The organism is Pseudomonas folii (assembly GCF_014357575.1).
Classification (GTDB): Bacteria; Pseudomonadota; Gammaproteobacteria; order Pseudomonadales; family Pseudomonadaceae; genus Aquipseudomonas; species Aquipseudomonas folii.
In genome coordinates this window covers 61,608-78,929 of record NZ_JACONW010000003.1, presented here as the reverse complement: position 1 = coordinate 78,929, position 17,322 = coordinate 61,608, and the positions used below count along the sequence as shown (strand labels likewise).

Below are 17,322 nucleotides of genomic sequence, written 5' to 3'. Positions count from 1 at the left end.
CCATGAAAGAGGCGTGCAAATGATGCTCGCTACAACTGACCACCGTCCCAACGTAACTTTGGCCCCCGCCCAACAAACCGACCTCGATGATCTCGTCGCCATTCGGATCGAAGCCATGCGCGAAATTCTGGAACGGGTAGGGCGCTTTGATCCGGTGCGTGCTCGCGAGCGGTTTGCCAACAGTTTTGATGCACGGGATACGCGCTATATCGAAGTGGCTGGAGAGCGTGTGGGGTTTGTCGTGGTCAAGCGGTGCGACGATGAACTGGTGCTTGATCACCTGTACCTGAAGCTGGCCGCGCAAGGTTCGGGCGTAGGCTCTGCTGTTCTGTCGCTGATATTCGAAGAGGCGGATGCTTTGGGGCTACCGATTAAAGTCGGGGCGCTGAAAGAGAGCGCCTCGAACCGGTTTTACATGCGCCATGGGTTTCAGTTTTAGAAAGCGGCGAGTTTGATCATTACTATGTTCGGCGCGTCACCTTAAGTTGACAGGGGGACCGTCAATTTTCCAATCCAATACCCGGTTTTTTCGGGGCTTTTCAGCCTGAAATATCTAGCCGTCACACCCAGTTACAATCATTTCTGAAGTGGCAGTCCATACCTACAGCGTTAAAGTTTCTTGCCGACCAGCGGTGCTGTAGCCGTTTTTATTGGAGACGACACAAGAGGACAAACCAGGAGTCCTCAACATGATGCTGCGTAAACTTAACCTCGCTCCACGCTCGGCGCTTTGCTTTGGATTTTTCTGTCTGATGATTATTGCGTTGGGGCTGATTGCACTTAAACAAGCGTCCAGTTTGAACGCATCGGAAAAGTTTGTGGAAACCAATGTTGTGCCCAGCATATCGCTGCTGGGCACGGTAGACAGAGAGTTTGTCAGCATCAGAGGCAGTAACGCACGGCTGCGCAACCCGGTCGAGCCAGCGGATCGCAAGGCTCAGGCTCTGAAGGACGTACAGCAGGCCAGAGCAAACATCCAGGAGCTGATTGCAAAGCTGCAGCCGTTCATTGTTACGCCGAAGGGCAAAGAGCATTTTGCTGAGCTTTCGCAGACCTATGTTACTTACCAACAGGTTCAGGATCAGTACCTGGCCCTGATCGCAGCGGGTGATATGGATGGCGCTGTCAAACTTTCGAGCGGCGGGATGAAGCAGGCAGCAGATATCGTAGAACGCGACATCAAGAACTTGATCGAACTGAACAATGACAAGGCAAGAAAGGCGGGTGAGGAAGCCACCTCCATCTATGAGCAGGCAAAGCTGATTGTCGGTGGTTTTATTCTGGTCAGCACATTGGCTGCAATTGCCCTCGCTTTCATGTACACCCGCAGTGTGACCAGCCCTGTCAGCCAGTCGCTGGCTATAGCTGAACGTATTGCCAAAAACGATCTCAGCGAAGTTATTGAAGTACAGGGGCACGACGAAGTAGCCAGGCTCATGCAAGCCTTGAAAGCCATGCAGGGTGGCCTGCGCAATACACTGTCTTTGATATCCGACTCGTCCAACCAGTTGGCGTCGACCTCGGAGGAAATGCATGCCGTTACAGAGGACGCCAACAAGGGCATGCAACGTCAGAACCATGAGGTGGAAATGGCGGCTACTGCGGTCACCGAGATGAGTGCAGCCGTAGAGGAAGTCGCCAGAAATGCGTCAGCAGCATCCGAAGCTGCCAACCGCTCCAATTCCGCTGCGCTGGCGGGTCGTGCTCGTGTTGATGAAACGGTCAAGGCTATCAGCCTGATGGTTGCAAATGTAGAAGACGCTTCTACGGAAGTGCAGGGGCTGGCGGTCATGGCAACCGATATCAGCAAAGTACTGGACGTCATTCGTGCCATTGCCGAGCAGACCAATCTTCTGGCGTTGAACGCCGCGATTGAAGCCGCACGCGCTGGAGAGGCTGGGCGCGGCTTTGCTGTAGTGGCGGACGAGGTGCGAGCGTTGGCTCACCGCACGCAGCAGTCCACGAGTGAGATCGAGCAAATGATCAGCTCGATTCAGAAGGGGACCGGGGCAGCTGTTTCGGCGATGACTCAGACCAATACTCAAGCGCAAAAAACGCTCGACACGGCTCAAGGAGCCGGTACAGCGTTGGTGGAAATCACCGAGTCCATTGACAACATTACTGAACGCAACGTGTTGATAGCCACAGCTTCAGAGGAGCAGGCGCAGGTTGCCAGAGAGGTCGATCGGAGTCTCGTGAGTATCCGTGATCTTTCGAATCAAGCTTATGACGGCGCGAGTCAGACCGCAGTAGCAACGTCGGAACTGACCAAGCTGGCAGTGGAGTTAAATCGGTTGGTGAAGCAGTTTCAGGTGTAGGCGTCAAGGTTCCGTAGCTTGCTACGGGACCCTTATGTCTTCAACACTCTACCCGCAAAGCCGCGAGCAGTGACGCTAGAGATTCGGTAGCTCCGTCAAAGGTTTTTTCCGACTGCACCGTATCCCATTGCATGGCGTCGCTCAGGCAGTAGTCGCCGATACACTCCATGGCGTGGACTTGCGAATCCAGAAGACCCAAGGGTATCCACATGTACGGCTTGCCACGCAAGGCATTGGGAACGGTTGAGCCGCAGTGCTTGCAGAAATCATTCCGGTAGCCGCTGGGTTTGAGCCATGTGTTGATTTCAGACTGTCCCGCCTCCCACTGAAAGCCGGATTCAGGAACGATCGTCGCGCAGTTATAACCGGTGCCTGTTTGTTTGCGGCAAAGGGAGCAGTGGCATCGGTAGAAATATAGCGGCTCTGCCTTGAGGGAAAAAACCACGGTTGCGCACAGACATTGTCCTGTCAGCATTTAAAACTCCTTATTGAAGTGCCTGTTGATTAGCTGTTGTCCGGCTCATTGCTCAGGCCTGATAAAAATCTTCCGGTGATGATTGCGATTGCCTCCACTGGGGACATCAACGCCGTGTCTACAGTAAACGGCGCTTCATTCCACGCTTCGTATTCATGACTGAGCACAGACGTCCAGGTGGGCGGGGTCAGCCCCGGTACATCACTTTTTCTGCTCTCAACCCGACGCTGGTGCTCTCGTTTGTCCGAGCAAACCACCTGAATGTCGACTAACTGAACGCCAGCCCGTGCGGCAATTTCGCTCCAGGCTTTCCGGCTTTCCATGACCGGGTTAACGCAATCAACAATAACCGAATTGCCCAGTTGCAGGTTGCTCAGCGCAAGTTCGTACGCAGCCATGTACCCGCAACGACCGATATCCTGAGCAAGCTCACCAGAGTTTCGGATCGCTTGCTCAATCGTATCTATCCGTAGATAAACCGCACGCATCTGGCTGGCAAGTTCACGGGCGATGGTTGTTTTACCGGTACCGGGAAGACCGCTGAAGACAATGAGCATTGGGTGTCCTGAGGTTGAAGTGAGAGGAATCGCTCCAGTTGGCTCATCTTAAATTGTTCAGATACTTCGTGTCTGTGTATGCCGTTTTGTTTTTGAATCTGTGTCTAACGTCTTTGCTTTACGCGGATTAATCTTGCTCCGAACATTCTCAAGGAGCGACACCATGCCCGAACTGTCCACCGTGGTTGCCTATGGTTTGATTTCACTTGGCATGGTGTTAACACCCGGCCCGAATATGATTTACCTGATTTCGCGGTCGATCTGCCAAGGCCGGGTCGCAGGTTTGATTTCACTGTGCGGCGTTGCATTGGGCTTTTTCGTTTATATGGTGTTGGCCGCGTTGGGTATTACCGCATTGGTCATGGCCGTTCCTTATGCGTATGACGCCCTGCGAGTCGGCGGCGCGTTGTATCTGCTGTATCTGGCGTGGCAGGCAGTCAAGCCGGGTGGTCGCTCTCCCTTTCAGGTCAAGGATCTGCCCAAGGATGGCCCGCGCAAGTTGTTCATGATGGGCTTCATCACTAACCTGCTGAATCCTAAAGTGGCGGTGATGTATTTGTCGTTATTGCCGCAGTTCATTGATCCTGCTGGCCACGGCAGTGTGCTGGCGCAGTCTTTGGTACTGGGCTTTACACAGATTTTTATCAGCGTGACCATCAACGCGGCCATTGCAATCATGGCCGGTTCAATTGCGGCGTTTTTCATTGGCCGGCCTTTTTGGCAGGTCGTACAGCGCTGGCTGATGGGCACCGTGCTGGCGGGGCTGGCGGTGCGGATGTTGATGGAAGGGCGACGGTAGAGCCTGGTCGTCGGCCGCCCGCGACACCCCGCGATACTGCGCAATTCTCGCGACTGGCGCGATGTCGTGGGACCGGCTTTAGCCGGGAATAGGGCGTTAAAATCACCAAAGATGTCATTCCAGAAATACCGCCTTCCCGGCTAAAGCCGGTCCCACGTCACTTGCAGGTCAACATAGAATCTCCTGCAGGTATCGACTCAGTCCTGCGGCATCATCAATGCCCATGAACTGTCCACGCCACCAGCCGGGCAACCATCGGCCTGACCACTAACACGCAGATGAATGCAGATGGCATCGCCACTCGATACGCATTCATCACATTCTTCAGGTAGTGTTCGTCGAAGCCAAATTCCGCCAGGGTGATCACCAGGCACATCAGAAATGCCATGATGGTCGCCATGTAGAGCGCAAAAATGTAAGGCGTCGCCCGTTTGGGAAAGCGCAGGCGCAAGATATTCTGGTTCGTTCCAGCAGTCATCGGTTAACCTCTTCAGCGGTGGGTGTCACAAAAGCCGCCAAATTAGCAAGCTGGCGAGGATGCCGGTAGCGGCTTAATACTTGAATCACTGTTAAGTAAAATCAACGAATCAGGCGTCGGGAGTGCGATGGATATTCTGGGTTTGATCAACACCTTTATCCGCGTGGTAGAGGCGGGCAGCATCGCTGCGGCGGCCCGTGCTCAGGGCATGAGTGCAGCGGCGGTAAGTCAGAGCATCAGTCGACTGGAAAAGCACCTCGGCACACGGTTGCTTTCGCGTACTACGCGCAGGATGGCGCTGACTGAAAGCGGTACGCGCTATTACGAAAAGGTGCGGCACATCCCGCGTGACATCGAACTCGCCTCGCAAGCCGCGGCTGTCGCCACTGATCCTCAAGGCCCGCTGCGCATCGCGACCACGGCGGCGTTCGGGCGTCATGTGTTGGCACCGCTCATGCCTGCCTTCAAGGCGGCTTACCCGCGCATTGACGTCGAGCTGATCAGTGCAGACCGGCGCGTCGATCATCGTCTGGAGGGCGTGGATGTCAGCATTCGTATCGAGGCCCAACTGAGTGATCAGTTGGTGGCGCGGCGGATTGCTTCGCTTCCTTTCGTGTTCTGCGCTTCGCCTGGATACCTTGATCGGGCTGGCGTGCCTACTTCGCCCGACGAGCTGAAAGCGCATGCCTGCCTGGTGTTTCGTTACCCCACCGACGGGCGTTTTCTGCCGTGGAATTTCATACTCGACGGCAAGCGTTTCGAGGCTAAGGTCAATCCCGGTTTTGTCTGCGATGACATCGACATGCTCACGCAGATCGCCCTGAACGGCGGCGGCATTGCCCGGCTGGCCAGCTTTATCGCGCAGTCGCTTATCGACAGCGGCCGTTTGCTGCCGTTGTTCGACTCAGGCAACCGCGGCGCTGCAGCGGCGGAATCTGAACCGATGGATATTTATGCCTGTGTCACAGAACGGTCTGCATTGAATGCGAAGGTACGTGCGTTTATCGCGTTTCTGGAAGGTTCGCTGCAGGGCGGTTCGACTGGTCAGAAATGAATGTTGGGCGATCAGAACTCGCACCCCACCTGACGTTCTACTGAAAGCTGTCGTGCAGCAAACACGGGACCTGTAGGAGCCAACTTGTTGGCGAGACGTCGGCCCTGCAAAGTTATTTATTCCGCCTCGCCAACAAGTTGGCTCCTACAGAAGTATGCGTTTCAACCCGAAAGCTATGCGTTTTTTGCCAGGAGACCACACATTGAGTCACGACGAGCTTCAGTCCTTTAGCGAACATGAAGTCGCAGAAATGCAGCGCTTCAACAAAAAGCTCGGCTGGCTACCGCGTTTTCGAATCCGCAATCGCGTCACGCCTCGGGTGATTCAGACGCTGCTCAAAGCGGGTCAAATCGGTAGCGCGGGCAAGCTGGCCAAACAGGGGCAGCAGGCAGAAAAACGTTCAGTCGGTGTCGATGGCGTTTCGGTCCCCGTGCGGATATTGAGACCCAAAGGCAAGGCAAAAGGCGTGGTGCTCGATATCCATGGCGGTGGCTGGGTGGTAATGCACAAATGAACGACGACCTTAACCTTGCTTTAGTGAAAGCATGCGAAGTCGCGGTGGTCTCGGTGGATTATCGCCTCGCGGTATCGACGCCCGTTGAAGGTTTGATGGATGACTGTCTTTCTGCGGCGCGCTGGCTACTGAGTGGTGCCAGTGAGGAGTTCGCCGGTTTACCCGTGATCATCATCGGGGAATCGGCAGGCGGGCATCTGGCGGCGGCGACACTTCTACAGCTTAAAGCCTGGCCGGATTTGCTTCGACGAGTGAGCGGGGCGGTCCTGTACTACGGCGTTTACGACCTGACCGGAACGCCAAGCGTCCACGCTGCCGGTCCTGAAACCCTGGTGCTGCATGGCCCTGGTATGGTCGATGCGTTGCGTCTGCTGACGCCGGACGCCACTGATGAGGAGCGTCGTCAACCACCGTTATCGCCGTTATACGGCGACCTCACAGACATGCCGCCTGCGCTGATGTTTGCCGGTGAGCTGGACCCGCTGCTGGACGACACCGTGCAGATGGCTGAACGATGGGCGAAGTCTTCGGAAGTGGAAGTACACGTGATGCCGGTTTGCGCACACGGCTTCATTCACTTCCCTACGGTGATGACGGGACGGGTTCTTGCGCGCAGCCATCGGTGGATTTCGGACCGGCTCAATGCCGTAACGGGTTGAACTCTTTAGGCCGGGCCAGAAGGTGCCACCTTTGTCTTCGGCTCGGCCGCCCCATCAATGCTGATCAATCTGCGATTGAGTTCAGCTCTGCCATGATTTCATCCGACAGAACCAGCCCGCTCACGGCAAGGTTTTCGCGCAAGTGAGCCACCGAGGATGTGCCCGGGATCAGCAGGATGTTGGGAGAACGGTGCAGCAGCCATGCCAGTGCCAACTGCTTTGGCGTGACGTTGAGTCGCTGCGCAACGGTCGATAACACGGACGACTGCAGCGGTGTGAACCCGCCCAACGGAAAGAACGGCACATAGGCAATACCATCACGCGCCAGTTCATCGATCACCGCGTTATCGTGTTGATGGGCAATGTTGTAGAGATTCTGAACGCAAACGACATTGACGAGTTTGCGCGCCTCAGCGATTTGCGTGGGCGTGACGTTGCTGATGCCGATATGGCGAACGAGTCCTTGCTGCTGCAATTCTGCAACGGCGCTCACTTGTTCTTCGATCGAACCTTCGGCTGTTCCCATTGCGCTGAACATGGTGCGCACGTTCACCACATCCAGCACGTCCAGGCCCAGATTGCGCAGGTTGTCGTGCACAGCCTGGGTCAGGTCTTTTTTCGACGTGGCTGGAATCCAGGAGCCGTCTTCGCCGCGAATCGCGCCGACCTTGGTGACTATCGTCAGGTCATCTTTGTAGGGATGCAGTGCTTCACGAATAATCTGGTTGGTCACATGCGGCCCGTAATAGTCGCTGGTGTCGATGTGGTTTACACCCGATTCGACGGCTGCGCGCAGCACGTCCACCGCGGCTTTACGATCTTTCGGCGGGCCAAATACGCCGGGGCCTGCGAGCTGCATTGCGCCGTAACCGATTCGTTTTACCTGGCGGTCGCCGAGATTGAACGTGCCGCTTTTGTTGCCTCTTTTGTTTAAAACATCCGTCATATCTATCGCTCTTGCTTCGCTTGAGGAAAAACTATGATATGAAGGAACCTTCAGGTTTTGAATTCGCATTCCATGAGCACGCTAAAAGCATCGTTAAAGCCAAGAAAATCAGCGGTCCAAGCCCGATCCGTCGCGACGGTAGAAGCACTTCACACCGCGACCCTTCAGGTTTTGACCCTGTACGGGCTGACCCGCTGCACCACCACGCGGGTTGCCGAGCGGGCCGGAATGTCGGTAGGCAGCGTCTATCAGTACTACCCGAATCGCGATGCTTTGCTGGCTGCGGTGCTCGAAAAGCATCTGCAGGAAGTTGTCGATACTGTTGAGCTCGCCTGCGGTCGATGCCACGGTAAAACAGTGGCCGAAATGGCGTCGGGTTTTATCGTGGCGTTTCTAGCCGTCAAACTGCGTGATCCGGTGGTGTCGAAAGCGCTCTACGCCATCGCAGCAGAGCGGGGCGGAGCCGAACTGGTCGCCCGCATAAACGCCCGTATGCTAGTCGCGATGACGAGCATGCTGACCACTGCGTCTGACGCACATTTTGACAATCCCGCCCTGATTGCCTCGATCTCGCATACGGCAGTGGTCGGGCCTGTGCGTGCCTTGCTCGAAGGGCATGGCAATCCTGACTTCGAGACCTGCCTCGAAGAGCAATTGACCTTGATGTTGACGGCCTATCTCCAAGTTCATCAGCGCGTTAAACGCCCATGAAGCCTTTTAGAATTCGTGAGTTAACTTCAGCCGACACTGAAGCGTTGCTGGCGTTTGAAGTCCGTAACCGTGAGTGGTTTGAATCGCACATTGATGCCCGCGAGCCTGACTTCTATTCGTTGCAAGGTGTCGCGGAGCATATCGACTGCTATCTCGCTGACTTTGCCATTGGCGTCTGGCATCCATTTGTTATCGAGGATTCCAGTGGGAGAATAGTCGGGCGGGCAAATCTGAAAGGCATGAGTTCGTCAGGCCAGACTGCTGAGGTCGGGTATCGAATTGATCAGCACGCATGCGGGCAGGGGCTGGCCACGTTGGCGGTGAGGCATATGATCGAGCAGGCAAAGGAGCGTTGGGGGCTTTTGCAACTGGTTGCTTATGTCTTCAAGGAAAACCTTGGTTCGAGGAAGGTGCTTGAGCGCTGTGGTTTTCGGCTGGAGCAGCTGTCGGGCGATAACGCTGCTGAGTGTCGGTTTGTTCTTTCGGTTTAGAGAGGTCTGCATTCCGATACGCCGTTTTGTATGGCTGGCACGCCGCTGTCCGGTAGGAGCTAACTTGTTGGCGAGGCATTGGATCTGCTCAATCAGATTATCCGCTTCGCCAACAAGTTGGCTCCTACCGGGACGGCGTTTCAATTCAATTGATGGGCGTTAATGACCCCGGCCACCTCCAAACGACCAGTCTTCGCTTGCGGTTGTGGTGATGACCACCATCACATCCTCGGGGTTGAACCCTGGCGAACGTCCCAGTTTTTCCACCAGATCTCGATAAAAGCGCTGCTTGGTTTCAACGCTGCGGGGGCGTCCGGCGGTAATCGCGATCAACACAAAGTCCTGGCTGCGCGGCCCGCCAAGATAGTTGCGGTCAAATATCAGCTCGCCGACTTCATGCTGGTGAATGACCTGAAAACGATCCGCCTCGGGCACCTCGAAACTGTCGACCAACGCTTCATGCAAACTCTGAGACAGCGCCTGTAAGTAGTCAGTGGATTTGCCTCGGTGCAGCGAAATACGTGCGAATGGCATGAATGATTACTCCTGGCCAATGATAGCGTGGGCTTCTAGTTCCCTGAGCAGATTCAGTGCCGAAGCTGCCGTCGGCCAGCCTGAATAGAACGCCAGATGGGTGATGGCTTCGTTTAACTCATCGACACTCAAACCGTTATCCCGCGCGCGTTGTAAATGAAACGGCAGTTGCTCCAGCCGGTACATCGCCACCAGCGCAGCCACTGTCGCCAGGCTGCGTTCACGAGGCGTCAGTTGAGTGCGTTCCCACATGTCGCCAAACAGTACGTTCTCCGTCAGTTCCGCAAACTTTTGCGGATATTGCCTGTGTTGCTCCTGCCCGTGAGCGATGGATGAACTCATGATGCTATCTCTTGTTTCGCCAATGGGTCAGGAAAACTATCAAGTCGTAATCATTCCGAATATCAGATTAAATGGTGGCCATGATCCCAAATAAGTGGACTGTTTAATGCGTCGCCCCACCTTCGATCTGGATGTGCTTCGTACTTTCGTCACCGGCGTTGAATTCAACAGTTTCGCCAAAGCGGCAGATCGTCTCGGCCGCTCAACGTCTGCGGTCAGTGCTCAATTGAAAAAGCTTGAAGAACAGGTTGGCACGCCTGTGTTGACCAAATCGGGACGCGGGCTGGTCCTGACGCCCGTCGGGGAGTCCCTGCTGAGCCATGCCCGTCGATTACTGGAACTGAACGACGGCATTTTTCAAACGCTGCACGAAAACCAGGCGGCCGGAACCATTCGCCTTGGGCTTCAAGAGGACTTTGGGGAGCACTTTCTCAGCGAGATCCTTCGACGTTTTGTGCAGACGTACCCAATGGTGAGTCTCGAAGTCCGGATCGCACGCAACGCCGAATTGCTCGCTCTGATTGACACCGCAGGGCTGGATCTGGCCCTGACTTGGGACACCGGGCACACCTCGCCTTATGCCGAGCATTTAGGCGAAACCCAAATGCACTGGATCGGGATTCGCGACACCCCGTTGCTGAGCCGTCTTGTGGATTCGCCCCTGCCGTTGATCCTGTTCGACGCCCCGTGCGTATTGCGCAGCGCCGCCACCCAGGCCTTGGATGCTGCGCAAGTTCCGTGGCGCATAGCGCTGACCAGCCCCAGCGTAGGAGGAATCTGGGCCGCCGTCGCAGCCGGATTGGGCGTGACGCTGCGAACACGTATTGGCCTACCGGATAACCTGACCTTTCTGGACGGTTTACCCTCGGTGCCGAACCTTGGGTATGTCCTTCATAGTGCAGGAGACGACCCGACGCCAGCGACGAGGCATCTGGCTGAGTTGATAAGGATGAGTTTGCAGGAACAAACCATCAATTTTGTTGCCGCGAAACAGGGGCTTTGAGCGACGCGCTGATGTACCCGGTGCTCAGTTATCGCTATCAATCAGGTTTTTTAACCATCATGTACTGGCTGAAATTATTGATGTGATCGTCCAGATTATCTTCAAGCATCAACCGGTACTGATCACAAAAGTACTTCAGCATCGCCTCACGCGCCTGAGCCATTTCCTCGCCGGACTTGAAGCTGCGCGCGCTGACCCAGGCATTGAATCGTGTAGTGCCAAACATCATGGAGGCACTGACCTGGCCAAGGTTTTCGAACGCTTTCAACTGCTCGTTGGACAACTCGATGTGCGCGTCTGCGCGGTCATAGAATGCTTGGTCTGTGGTGTCTGGCATTGCGGATTATCCTGGTCATTGTTGTTGGCTGGGTGCATTAAAGCATCTGCGCCGTCTGCATCCATCATCACAATCGTTTGCGGGAGCTTAACGCCTGTCACGGCGAGGTCTCGTGGCAAACAATGAACCTGTAGGAGCGAATTTATTCGCGAGCAGCTTGATTCGGTGTGTCAGGCAAATTGCCTCGCCAAAACGTTGGCTCCTACAGGTCCCCCGGTTGCTACTCGAACCACGGTTCAAATCATATCGATCCAGTCAACGCAGAGGCCAGGACCAGCCGCTCAAGCCCGATGCCGAACCCGGCACCTTCTCGATAGGCACCGCCGCCGACAACTTGTTGCTGTGCGCCTAAAGCAGGGCATCGCACTTCGAAGCCATTGCCCTCCAGGTAGTAGCTCAGCCCGCGCTTCACAGCAAGATTGAGTTCATAGTCGAGGCCCAACGAGTCGAGGAAACCCGTGCAAATGGCCTGACTACGCTGCAAAGCCTTCGCAGGATCGGCACTCAGGATTTCGAGACCCAGCTGAGTGAACTCGCGGTACCGGCCGGCTTGAGGACGCTCATATCGATAGCATCGCGCTACGTAGAAAAACATCGCTTCTTCCCGTGATCCGAGAAGCACATCGTTGCGCTCCTGAAAAAGCGCGGTTGCCTCCGGGATGAGGCAGCAGGGGCGTCCGGCCTTGTCATCGAAAGCCCACATCTGCCCGATTATCTCACTCCCGCCGGCCTTTTCGATAAAAGTGTCCTGACCCCATAACGCCGGAACGATGGCCTCCTCAGCTCCAGCTTTGATGAAGATAACTCCGAAAACGGCCTTCTATTTCGCGCATGATTGCCGCTTCTTTCCCGGTTACTATTCGTGTTCCACGTAGCATTGTCATTTTTATGATCTCCAATTTACAGGCAATAAAAAAGGCGCCATGGGCGCCTTGGTTTTGTTCATTGAATCTTCAGAAAGAGTATCTTGAATTCTGATTATTCGATGAGCATGAGCAACCGCGGCACCTTGAGCGAGGTCCGTGATAATGATGTCGGTTGCATTGAATAGATTTGGTCATAGCCAATATTTGCACAGAACCCGAGACGCCGACAAGGCACCCCATTTATGACAAGCCGAACATGAGAATAGTTGGAGCATGAGTACGCATGACTGAGTGGGACATTTTCGAAACGGAACACTGGCGAGTCAGCCATCGCCGCGATGCACGTCATAGCGGTTACCTGATGGTCAGCTCAATCGCTGCCGCTTCGGATTTCATGGACCTCAGCGATTCAGCACTGGCCTCACTCGGCGACGTCCTGCGGCAAACCGAGCAACTTCTTTTTCAGGCCTTTGAGCCCGTGAAGGTCATCGTCTACAAGCTGGGTTTTTCGGCTGGTTTCAATCTGCATTTTCATGTGGTTCCGGTGACACATTCACTGCTGGCAGAAATCGAACCACATCCGGATTACGCTAGCGAACCTGACGGGAATGACACCATCCTTTTCTTGAGCCGCGAGTACTGCGAGCGGCCATTGAGTAAAGAGGAGTGTGAAGTTCAGCACAAGACAGTGATTAATCTCCGGGAGCTTTACTGCGCAAATAGCTTGATTTAGATACTTATGCGCACCCCAACGCCGCCGATAATCATTACCTGCTCAACGAGTAAGTGGAGTTTCTGTGATACCGGGATATCGGCCACGTTCGTCTTCTTCAGCGGCGCAGGGCTTGCCATGACGTGGGGCGTGCTGCGAGGACGTCGGGCGTTCAAACGTTGGCATTAGGAAATTCAGTCAGCTCTCGTGCTCAGTCGGCCGAGGTGGCCAGAAACCTAACATCATCTTTCTTCGCTGCCTGGCTCCTACCAGGTCTGCGTTTCCAATCCATGATTGAAGTGATGTTTGATGAGCGCTGCCGATGTTTACCGCTGCCCCGTAGCCTTTACAGCCAAGGAGAATCCTCGCTCTCAGGGATACCCTTTAGCCGGAACTTGCCTCGCTGCGTTAGTATTGGTTTTTTGCACGGGAGGCCGACATGCAGCGTCTGGCGAAACCAACGGATTATGTGTTGACCGATGTTCTTGGAAAACAGATGTACACGATTCCATGGGAAACCCGACTGTGCCCGGGCAATCCTGCCGATGATCCGCAAGATGGCGCGTCGCTTTACAATGAGTTCGTGCTGGCTGAAGTCAATGGCGAGCAATCGCGGGCACCTGAGCAGCAGATCGACGATATTATTGAATGGACCCTCGCGACACCCGGCGAGGTGGCGCGCAGTCTGGCGGTTGATCTGGCAGCGGCGTATCAGGGCACGCATCAGTTTCGGATAGAGGATCTTGAACACTGGGACCCGCAAACCAAAGCGTTTCGTGCGCATCTGATTTTCCATAATAAGGATATTCGTAGTCTTTGCGCTTCGCAGGTAATGGCTTTACGAAACAGATCAACGACCTGAAACAACGAGGTAATTGATGTCTACAGATCCGCTATGTCTTGTATTTGTGCCGGCTCTTGTCGTGGTTCTGAGCGCTGCTGAAAAGAGCAAAGGCTCGCCGCTTACGGAAGCTGAGGTGGTTGATATTCGAGATCGCGCCACCTGTATCGCGCTGTCGTTCGACACTGCGCTCAAGATGGAACAAGCACGGGGTTATCCCGATATCGTGGCTGAGGATTGCTGGAACGAGTGGCAAGCGATACGACTGCAATTGGCTTGAGTTAATCCTCGCGTAATGATCGCCACTGACCACCGTACTAACCCCGTGAGACTTTTATGAATAGCCAACTTGCCAGGTTGATCGCCAACTACCAGACAAGCGTCAGAACATCTGTGGACTTGATGCAGGTATCTGGTATTGCGCGGCCTGCGACTAATATGGATTGGGTGGCTAATGATATTCCTCAGCGCGGAGAACTCAGCGGCGGAGTCAAGTATTTCAAGCACGGTTACGGCTGCGCGGTTCATCTTCCTTCAGGAACAGTCGATTTCGACTTCGGACCACACGGCGAAATCGACGGCTTCGATGCATGGCGGCTTGTCGGGTTTGCCGACGAAAAATTAACGGATTACGGTTTTGCAGATGAAGAGGCGCTGAAGGCGTGTTTCGCAGCCGAGGTGGCGGCGGGGACCCTCAAGTACTCCGGATATATTCTTTACTACCTGAAAGTGACGTCGGGGTTGCCTCCGCCCAGTGATGACTTCCCCGTCGTACAAACGTAGTCTTGCTGGATCGCTTTCCCAATAACTACAAAAAGTCAGGAGTCATCGATGCAACCGATCCGTCTCGGTCTGGTGGGCTACGGCAAGATTGCCCAGGATCAGCACGTGCCCGCTATTACGGCTAACCCCGCGTTCCAGTTGGTGGCTGTTGCGACCCAAGGCCAGCCTTGTGCCGGGGTAGAGAACTTTCAGTCCTTGAATGAGTTGCTGGAAAAAGGTCCGCAAGTTGATGCGATTGCGTTCTGCACGCCGCCTCAGGGGCGATTTGCGCTGGTGCAGCAGGCGTTGGCTGCGGGTAAACACGTGTTGGTGGAGAAGCCGCCGTGTGCCACGTTGGGCGAAGCGATGGCGTTGGCGAGTCAGGCTGCGGAGCAGGGCGTCAGCGGCTTGTTCGCCTGGCATTCGCGTTATGCACCCGGGATCGAAGCTGCGCGTGACTGGCTGGCCACTCGCACGCTGCAAAGCGTGCAGATCGACTGGAAAGAGGACGTGCGTAAATGGCACCCCGGTCAGGCATGGATCTGGCAGCCGGGCGGTCTGGGCGTTTTCGATCCGGGCATTAATGCCTTGTCTATTACGACCCATCTTCTGCCGTTGCCGCTGTTCGTTGAGTCCGCCGAACTGCGAGTCCCGAGTAACTGTCAGTCGCCTATCGCCGCGTCCATCAAGATGTCTGATGCGCTCCAGCTCGATGTTCGCGCGGAGTTCGATTTTGACCATGGTCATGATGAACTCTGGAGTATCGAGATTCGCTGTGCCGAAGGTGTTCTGCGACTGGACAACGGGGGGGCGTTGTTGAGCATCGACGGTGTACGTCAGGCGGTTTCGGAAGAGGGCGAGTACGCGGCGGTGTATCGACATTTTCAGCAGTTGATTGGCGACAAAGCCAGTGATCTGGACTTGCAGCCGTTGCGCTTGGTCGCGGACAGTTTTTTTGTTGGCAGCCGGGCGTCGGTAGAGCCGTTTCACGATTGAGCCTGAATAAACATGATCTGTAGGAGCTGCCGAAGGCTGCGATGACGGTGGGTCAGAAAAAATGCTATCGCAGCCTTCGGCAGCTCCTACAACAACGTGATTTGTGTTCTTGCTGTTGGAGCGAGTAAACCCGGTGCTTTACCTCGCGTTTACCACATGCATATTCAGTGACGTATAGCCTTTCTCTTCAGTGCGGGCATGATAGAAAAAGCCGTAATCCACCAGGTAGTAGTAATGCTCTGTCTGGGGAAGCGTAAAGCCGCCCATGCTTTTGCGACAGATAAGTGCTTTTGCATTACCTTTGAGGTTGGCATGCAGATCTTTCGCAGATTGTTCGCTGTCGACTGAACACTCAACGGTTTCGGGGTCTTCGCCCAGTTTCCCAAGCACATTACTGGACAGGCTTTGAGTGACGGTGTAACCCACTTTGCTGCCGACGTTCAGGTGTTGCCAGTCGCCCTGGAAGGTCAGACTTTTCGTTACCAGAGTGTTGTGGGAAAGTTTGGCTTGTTCCCTGCCGGAAAGCTTCAGCAATCCGCGCCAATTAATCTGGCGCCCGACGACGAGATTCTCGTTTTTATGGGCAATCGCGAGCTGCCCGGTAGTCGGGTCTGTGGACAGAGTAAATGCGGTGCCGTCTTTCCATTCTTTTTCTCTGTTGCTGCGAGTCCCGGCAAACTCGATGTAGTTGAGCTGTCTGGACGGCGCTGGCATGTGCAGTTGTTCGATATTTTTCAACACTGCCGGATTGACGTCGGGCAGCGCATCGGCTGCCACCGTTACCTTGTTGCGTTGCTTGTGTACAGGGAGGGAGGCCAGCGACTCGGGTGCCTTGCACGCGCGCTCAAACAGTCTGGAGAGGTCTTCGTCCGCGGCTGTTATGGCCTTTGGTGCGGGAAGTCTCTCGATTTGACCGTCGGTTACTTCATTTTTGGCGTTGAGATAATAAAGCCCCAGCAGTGTTGCGCTGCGCGCGCTGCAGTCCATGACGTAGTGTTCGCGTGTCTGGGTGAACGGCGCGTTGTTGGCCGGGCTGATACTGGTTTTCGGCTCATCGTGGCCCGCCCAGAATTGCACCTTGTCGCCCTTTTTCTCCACGCTGGTGATGTCGAGCAGGAGCTGTTGTTTATCGTCAGATCCTGCCACCTGACGCCAGTCCGGCATTGGCAGGTTTTTACACGCGCGAGTGAAGTCCCGATTCCCCATCAGCGTGGCGTGGTATTGCGCAGGCAGTGGAGTTGCCGGGGTGTAATAGCCGAGATTGCCAGGATAGAAGCGCCTGTATTTGAACGAATAAACCTGATTGACCTGCGGCTGTGAGCAAGCAGCCGAAAACTGGGTACTGCTCCAGAACGGCGGGCCTGAGTCGGTCGGGGCGGCTACCTGAAAGTTAATCACGTCACCTTCACGCATCACGCTGTCAGGGGTGAAGGGCTGTTCAAGTAACGCTGACTGTTTGTCCGCTGGACCTTGCTGGCTAGAGCAGGCAGCAAGGGTCATGAAAGCGAGAGGAAGAATCGAGCGTCGCACCGGTGTCTCCAGTCAGTCCATTGATGGGGGAATAATTACATGAATTCGGTTAACCGATGTATTCACGGTATTGCGCGCTTCAGGTACGTAGATCGAGGACGTTAGATTTATAACGAGTCTTGCTCAAACGCCACCGGGAAATCAGCTGCCAATAAACGATGAGCCATTTCAAGCAGATCTGTCGGTTGATCCTGCTGCGTATTGAACAAGCTGATACCCAAATAATGTTCAAGGTGCAGCGTGATGGTCTGATCGCCTACCAGCAAATCCCAATAACGCTCTTCAAGGCCGTCGGCTTTTTGTGTCCAGACGCCTTTGAGGCTGTGCTCAAGCTTTCGGGCGATCACTTCAAATAAATGCCAGTCGGCTGCTTCGGATATTCTCAGTTCCACAGGTT

The 17,322-nt window shown here is 54.9% G+C and carries 21 protein-coding genes and 3 pseudogenes; 14 read left to right on the top strand and 10 right to left on the bottom strand.

The genetic code is table 11. The annotated features are described in order from the left end of the window. Positions 1 to 19 precede the first annotated feature (19 nt). From H8S59_RS01670 to H8S59_RS27205, 3 genes and pseudogenes are all read left to right on the top strand, one after another. Positions 20 to 489, top strand: a pseudogene (locus H8S59_RS01670) (GNAT family N-acetyltransferase). Between the two features lie 200 nt (positions 490 to 689). After that, positions 690 to 1,460 (top strand): annotated as a pseudogene (locus H8S59_RS27210) (MCP four helix bundle domain-containing protein); the annotation flags it as partial. Further along, positions 1,437 to 2,318 carry a methyl-accepting chemotaxis protein gene (locus tag H8S59_RS27205; RefSeq protein WP_425504539.1) on the top strand — a complete coding sequence of 294 codons (882 nt, stop codon included), beginning with the start codon at positions 1,437 to 1,439 and terminating at the stop codon, positions 2,316 to 2,318. The pseudogene H8S59_RS27210 and the gene H8S59_RS27205, both read left to right, overlap by 24 nt. Positions 2,319 to 2,358: 40 nt before the next feature. Here the strand turns inward: H8S59_RS27205 and H8S59_RS01660 are convergent, their stop codons facing one another. Beyond that, positions 2,359 to 2,793 carry a GFA family protein gene (locus tag H8S59_RS01660; protein ID WP_187520254.1) on the bottom strand — a complete coding sequence of 145 codons (435 nt, stop codon included), beginning with the start codon at positions 2,791 to 2,793 and terminating at the stop codon, positions 2,359 to 2,361. Between the two features lie 29 nt (positions 2,794 to 2,822). Beyond that, entirely contained in the window at positions 2,823 to 3,350 is a 528-nt protein-coding gene (locus H8S59_RS01655) for a P-loop nucleotide/nucleoside kinase family protein (protein WP_187520253.1), read from the bottom strand. A gap of 163 nt (positions 3,351 to 3,513) precedes the next feature. On the opposite strand from H8S59_RS01655, the gene H8S59_RS01650 reads away from it, so the two are divergent. Then, entirely contained in the window at positions 3,514 to 4,149 is a 636-nt protein-coding gene (locus H8S59_RS01650) for a LysE family translocator (protein WP_187520252.1), read from the top strand. Between the two features lie 214 nt (positions 4,150 to 4,363). On the opposite strand, the gene H8S59_RS01645 is transcribed toward H8S59_RS01650, so the two are convergent. After that, positions 4,364 to 4,627 (bottom strand): DUF2798 domain-containing protein, encoded by a 264-nt coding sequence (locus H8S59_RS01645; protein ID WP_187520251.1) that lies wholly within the window; start codon positions 4,625 to 4,627, stop codon positions 4,364 to 4,366. Positions 4,628 to 4,754: 127 nt separating this feature from the next. On the opposite strand from H8S59_RS01645, the gene H8S59_RS01640 reads away from it, so the two are divergent. Beyond that, positions 4,755 to 5,681, top strand: a complete 927-nt coding sequence (locus H8S59_RS01640) for a LysR family transcriptional regulator (protein WP_187520250.1) — start codon at positions 4,755 to 4,757, stop codon at positions 5,679 to 5,681. A gap of 250 nt (positions 5,682 to 5,931) precedes the next feature. Further along, positions 5,932 to 6,854, top strand: a pseudogene (locus H8S59_RS01635) (alpha/beta hydrolase). 64 nt (positions 6,855 to 6,918) lie between these two features. Here the strand turns inward: H8S59_RS01635 and H8S59_RS01630 are convergent. Beyond that, positions 6,919 to 7,800 carry an aldo/keto reductase family oxidoreductase gene (locus H8S59_RS01630; RefSeq protein WP_187520249.1) on the bottom strand — a complete coding sequence of 294 codons (882 nt, stop codon included), beginning with the start codon at positions 7,798 to 7,800 and terminating at the stop codon, positions 6,919 to 6,921. Positions 7,801 to 7,872: 72 nt separating this feature from the next. Here H8S59_RS01630 and H8S59_RS01625 point away from each other — a divergent pair, with 72 nt between their 5' ends. Together H8S59_RS01625 and H8S59_RS01620 are read left to right on the top strand one after the other, a co-directional pair. After that, positions 7,873 to 8,511, top strand: coding sequence for a TetR/AcrR family transcriptional regulator (locus H8S59_RS01625; protein ID WP_187520248.1), 639 nt, complete (start codon positions 7,873 to 7,875; stop codon positions 8,509 to 8,511). Continuing rightward, positions 8,508 to 9,002, top strand: a complete 495-nt coding sequence (locus H8S59_RS01620; protein ID WP_187520247.1) for a GNAT family N-acetyltransferase — start codon at positions 8,508 to 8,510, stop codon at positions 9,000 to 9,002. Before H8S59_RS01625 ends, H8S59_RS01620 begins: the two co-directional genes overlap by 4 nt. A gap of 159 nt (positions 9,003 to 9,161) precedes the next feature. On the opposite strand, the gene H8S59_RS01615 is transcribed toward H8S59_RS01620, so the two are convergent. Together H8S59_RS01615 and H8S59_RS01610 are read right to left on the bottom strand one after the other, a co-directional pair. Further along, positions 9,162 to 9,536 (bottom strand): tautomerase family protein, encoded by a 375-nt coding sequence (locus H8S59_RS01615; protein WP_187520246.1) that lies wholly within the window; start codon positions 9,534 to 9,536, stop codon positions 9,162 to 9,164. Positions 9,537 to 9,542: 6 nt separating this feature from the next. Continuing rightward, positions 9,543 to 9,878, bottom strand: coding sequence for a carboxymuconolactone decarboxylase family protein (locus H8S59_RS01610; RefSeq protein WP_187520245.1), 336 nt, complete (start codon positions 9,876 to 9,878; stop codon positions 9,543 to 9,545). A gap of 106 nt (positions 9,879 to 9,984) precedes the next feature. Between H8S59_RS01610 and H8S59_RS01605 the strand changes: the two genes are divergently transcribed. Continuing rightward, on the top strand, positions 9,985 to 10,881 hold the full coding sequence (locus H8S59_RS01605; protein WP_187520244.1) for a LysR substrate-binding domain-containing protein: 897 nt from the start codon (positions 9,985 to 9,987) through the stop codon (positions 10,879 to 10,881). 37 nt (positions 10,882 to 10,918) lie between these two features. On the opposite strand, the gene H8S59_RS01600 is transcribed toward H8S59_RS01605, so the two are convergent. Beyond that, entirely contained in the window at positions 10,919 to 11,218 is a 300-nt protein-coding gene (locus tag H8S59_RS01600) for a DUF3144 domain-containing protein (protein WP_095100897.1), read from the bottom strand. 241 nt (positions 11,219 to 11,459) lie between these two features. After that, positions 11,460 to 12,020 carry a class-II aminoacyl-tRNA synthetase family protein gene (locus H8S59_RS01595; RefSeq protein ID WP_187520267.1) on the bottom strand — a complete coding sequence of 187 codons (561 nt, stop codon included), beginning with the start codon at positions 12,018 to 12,020 and terminating at the stop codon, positions 11,460 to 11,462. A 347-nt stretch (positions 12,021 to 12,367) separates the two neighbouring features. Here H8S59_RS01595 and H8S59_RS01590 point away from each other — a divergent pair, with 347 nt between their 5' ends. The 5 genes from H8S59_RS01590 (at position 12,368) to H8S59_RS01570 (ending at position 15,395) form a co-directional block, all read left to right on the top strand. Then, on the top strand, positions 12,368 to 12,817 hold the full coding sequence (locus tag H8S59_RS01590; RefSeq protein ID WP_187520243.1) for an HIT family protein: 450 nt from the start codon (positions 12,368 to 12,370) through the stop codon (positions 12,815 to 12,817). Between the two features lie 418 nt (positions 12,818 to 13,235). Then, positions 13,236 to 13,658 (top strand): hypothetical protein, encoded by a 423-nt coding sequence (locus tag H8S59_RS01585; protein WP_187520242.1) that lies wholly within the window; start codon positions 13,236 to 13,238, stop codon positions 13,656 to 13,658. Between the two features lie 16 nt (positions 13,659 to 13,674). Further along, entirely contained in the window at positions 13,675 to 13,917 is a 243-nt protein-coding gene (locus tag H8S59_RS01580; RefSeq protein WP_187520241.1) for a hypothetical protein, read from the top strand. Between the two features lie 56 nt (positions 13,918 to 13,973). Then, on the top strand, positions 13,974 to 14,420 hold the full coding sequence (locus H8S59_RS01575) for a DUF6896 domain-containing protein (RefSeq protein WP_187520240.1): 447 nt from the start codon (positions 13,974 to 13,976) through the stop codon (positions 14,418 to 14,420). Between the two features lie 48 nt (positions 14,421 to 14,468). Beyond that, complete coding sequence (locus tag H8S59_RS01570; RefSeq protein ID WP_187520239.1) at positions 14,469 to 15,395, top strand: Gfo/Idh/MocA family protein; 927 nt, start codon at positions 14,469 to 14,471, stop codon at positions 15,393 to 15,395. Between the two features lie 138 nt (positions 15,396 to 15,533). Here H8S59_RS01570 and H8S59_RS01565 read toward each other — a convergent pair whose 3' ends face one another. Both H8S59_RS01565 and H8S59_RS01560 read right to left on the bottom strand, forming a co-directional pair. Continuing rightward, positions 15,534 to 16,925: a surface-adhesin E family protein gene (locus H8S59_RS01565; RefSeq protein ID WP_187520238.1), complete on the bottom strand. Its 1,392-nt coding sequence runs from the start codon at positions 16,923 to 16,925 to the stop codon at positions 15,534 to 15,536. A gap of 107 nt (positions 16,926 to 17,032) precedes the next feature. After that, positions 17,033 to 17,317, bottom strand: a complete 285-nt coding sequence (locus tag H8S59_RS01560; protein WP_176469974.1) for a DUF3630 family protein — start codon at positions 17,315 to 17,317, stop codon at positions 17,033 to 17,035. Positions 17,318 to 17,322 lie beyond the last annotated feature (5 nt).

Excerpts from the sequence above, each read along its gene's own strand:
- H8S59_RS27205 (WP_425504539.1), top strand. The coding sequence starts at position 1,437 with ATGCAAGCCTTGAAAGCCATGCAGGGTGGCCTGCGCAATACACTGTCT.
- H8S59_RS01660 (WP_187520254.1), bottom strand. The coding sequence starts at position 2,793 with ATGCTGACAGGACAATGTCTGTGCGCAACCGTGGTTTTTTCCCTCAAG.
- H8S59_RS01655 (WP_187520253.1), bottom strand. The coding sequence starts at position 3,350 with ATGCTCATTGTCTTCAGCGGTCTTCCCGGTACCGGTAAAACAACCATC.
- H8S59_RS01650 (WP_187520252.1), top strand. The coding sequence starts at position 3,514 with ATGCCCGAACTGTCCACCGTGGTTGCCTATGGTTTGATTTCACTTGGC.
- H8S59_RS01645 (WP_187520251.1), bottom strand. The coding sequence starts at position 4,627 with ATGACTGCTGGAACGAACCAGAATATCTTGCGCCTGCGCTTTCCCAAA.
- H8S59_RS01640 (WP_187520250.1), top strand. The coding sequence starts at position 4,755 with ATGGATATTCTGGGTTTGATCAACACCTTTATCCGCGTGGTAGAGGCG.
- H8S59_RS01630 (WP_187520249.1), bottom strand. The coding sequence starts at position 7,800 with ATGACGGATGTTTTAAACAAAAGAGGCAACAAAAGCGGCACGTTCAAT.
- H8S59_RS01625 (WP_187520248.1), top strand. The coding sequence starts at position 7,873 with ATGAGCACGCTAAAAGCATCGTTAAAGCCAAGAAAATCAGCGGTCCAA.
- H8S59_RS01620 (WP_187520247.1), top strand. The coding sequence starts at position 8,508 with ATGAAGCCTTTTAGAATTCGTGAGTTAACTTCAGCCGACACTGAAGCG.
- H8S59_RS01615 (WP_187520246.1), bottom strand. The coding sequence starts at position 9,536 with ATGCCATTCGCACGTATTTCGCTGCACCGAGGCAAATCCACTGACTAC.
- H8S59_RS01610 (WP_187520245.1), bottom strand. The coding sequence starts at position 9,878 with ATGAGTTCATCCATCGCTCACGGGCAGGAGCAACACAGGCAATATCCG.
- H8S59_RS01605 (WP_187520244.1), top strand. The coding sequence starts at position 9,985 with ATGCGTCGCCCCACCTTCGATCTGGATGTGCTTCGTACTTTCGTCACC.
- H8S59_RS01600 (WP_095100897.1), bottom strand. The coding sequence starts at position 11,218 with ATGCCAGACACCACAGACCAAGCATTCTATGACCGCGCAGACGCGCAC.
- H8S59_RS01590 (WP_187520243.1), top strand. The coding sequence starts at position 12,368 with ATGACTGAGTGGGACATTTTCGAAACGGAACACTGGCGAGTCAGCCAT.
- H8S59_RS01585 (WP_187520242.1), top strand. The coding sequence starts at position 13,236 with ATGCAGCGTCTGGCGAAACCAACGGATTATGTGTTGACCGATGTTCTT.
- H8S59_RS01580 (WP_187520241.1), top strand. The coding sequence starts at position 13,675 with ATGTCTACAGATCCGCTATGTCTTGTATTTGTGCCGGCTCTTGTCGTG.
- H8S59_RS01575 (WP_187520240.1), top strand. The coding sequence starts at position 13,974 with ATGAATAGCCAACTTGCCAGGTTGATCGCCAACTACCAGACAAGCGTC.
- H8S59_RS01570 (WP_187520239.1), top strand. The coding sequence starts at position 14,469 with ATGCAACCGATCCGTCTCGGTCTGGTGGGCTACGGCAAGATTGCCCAG.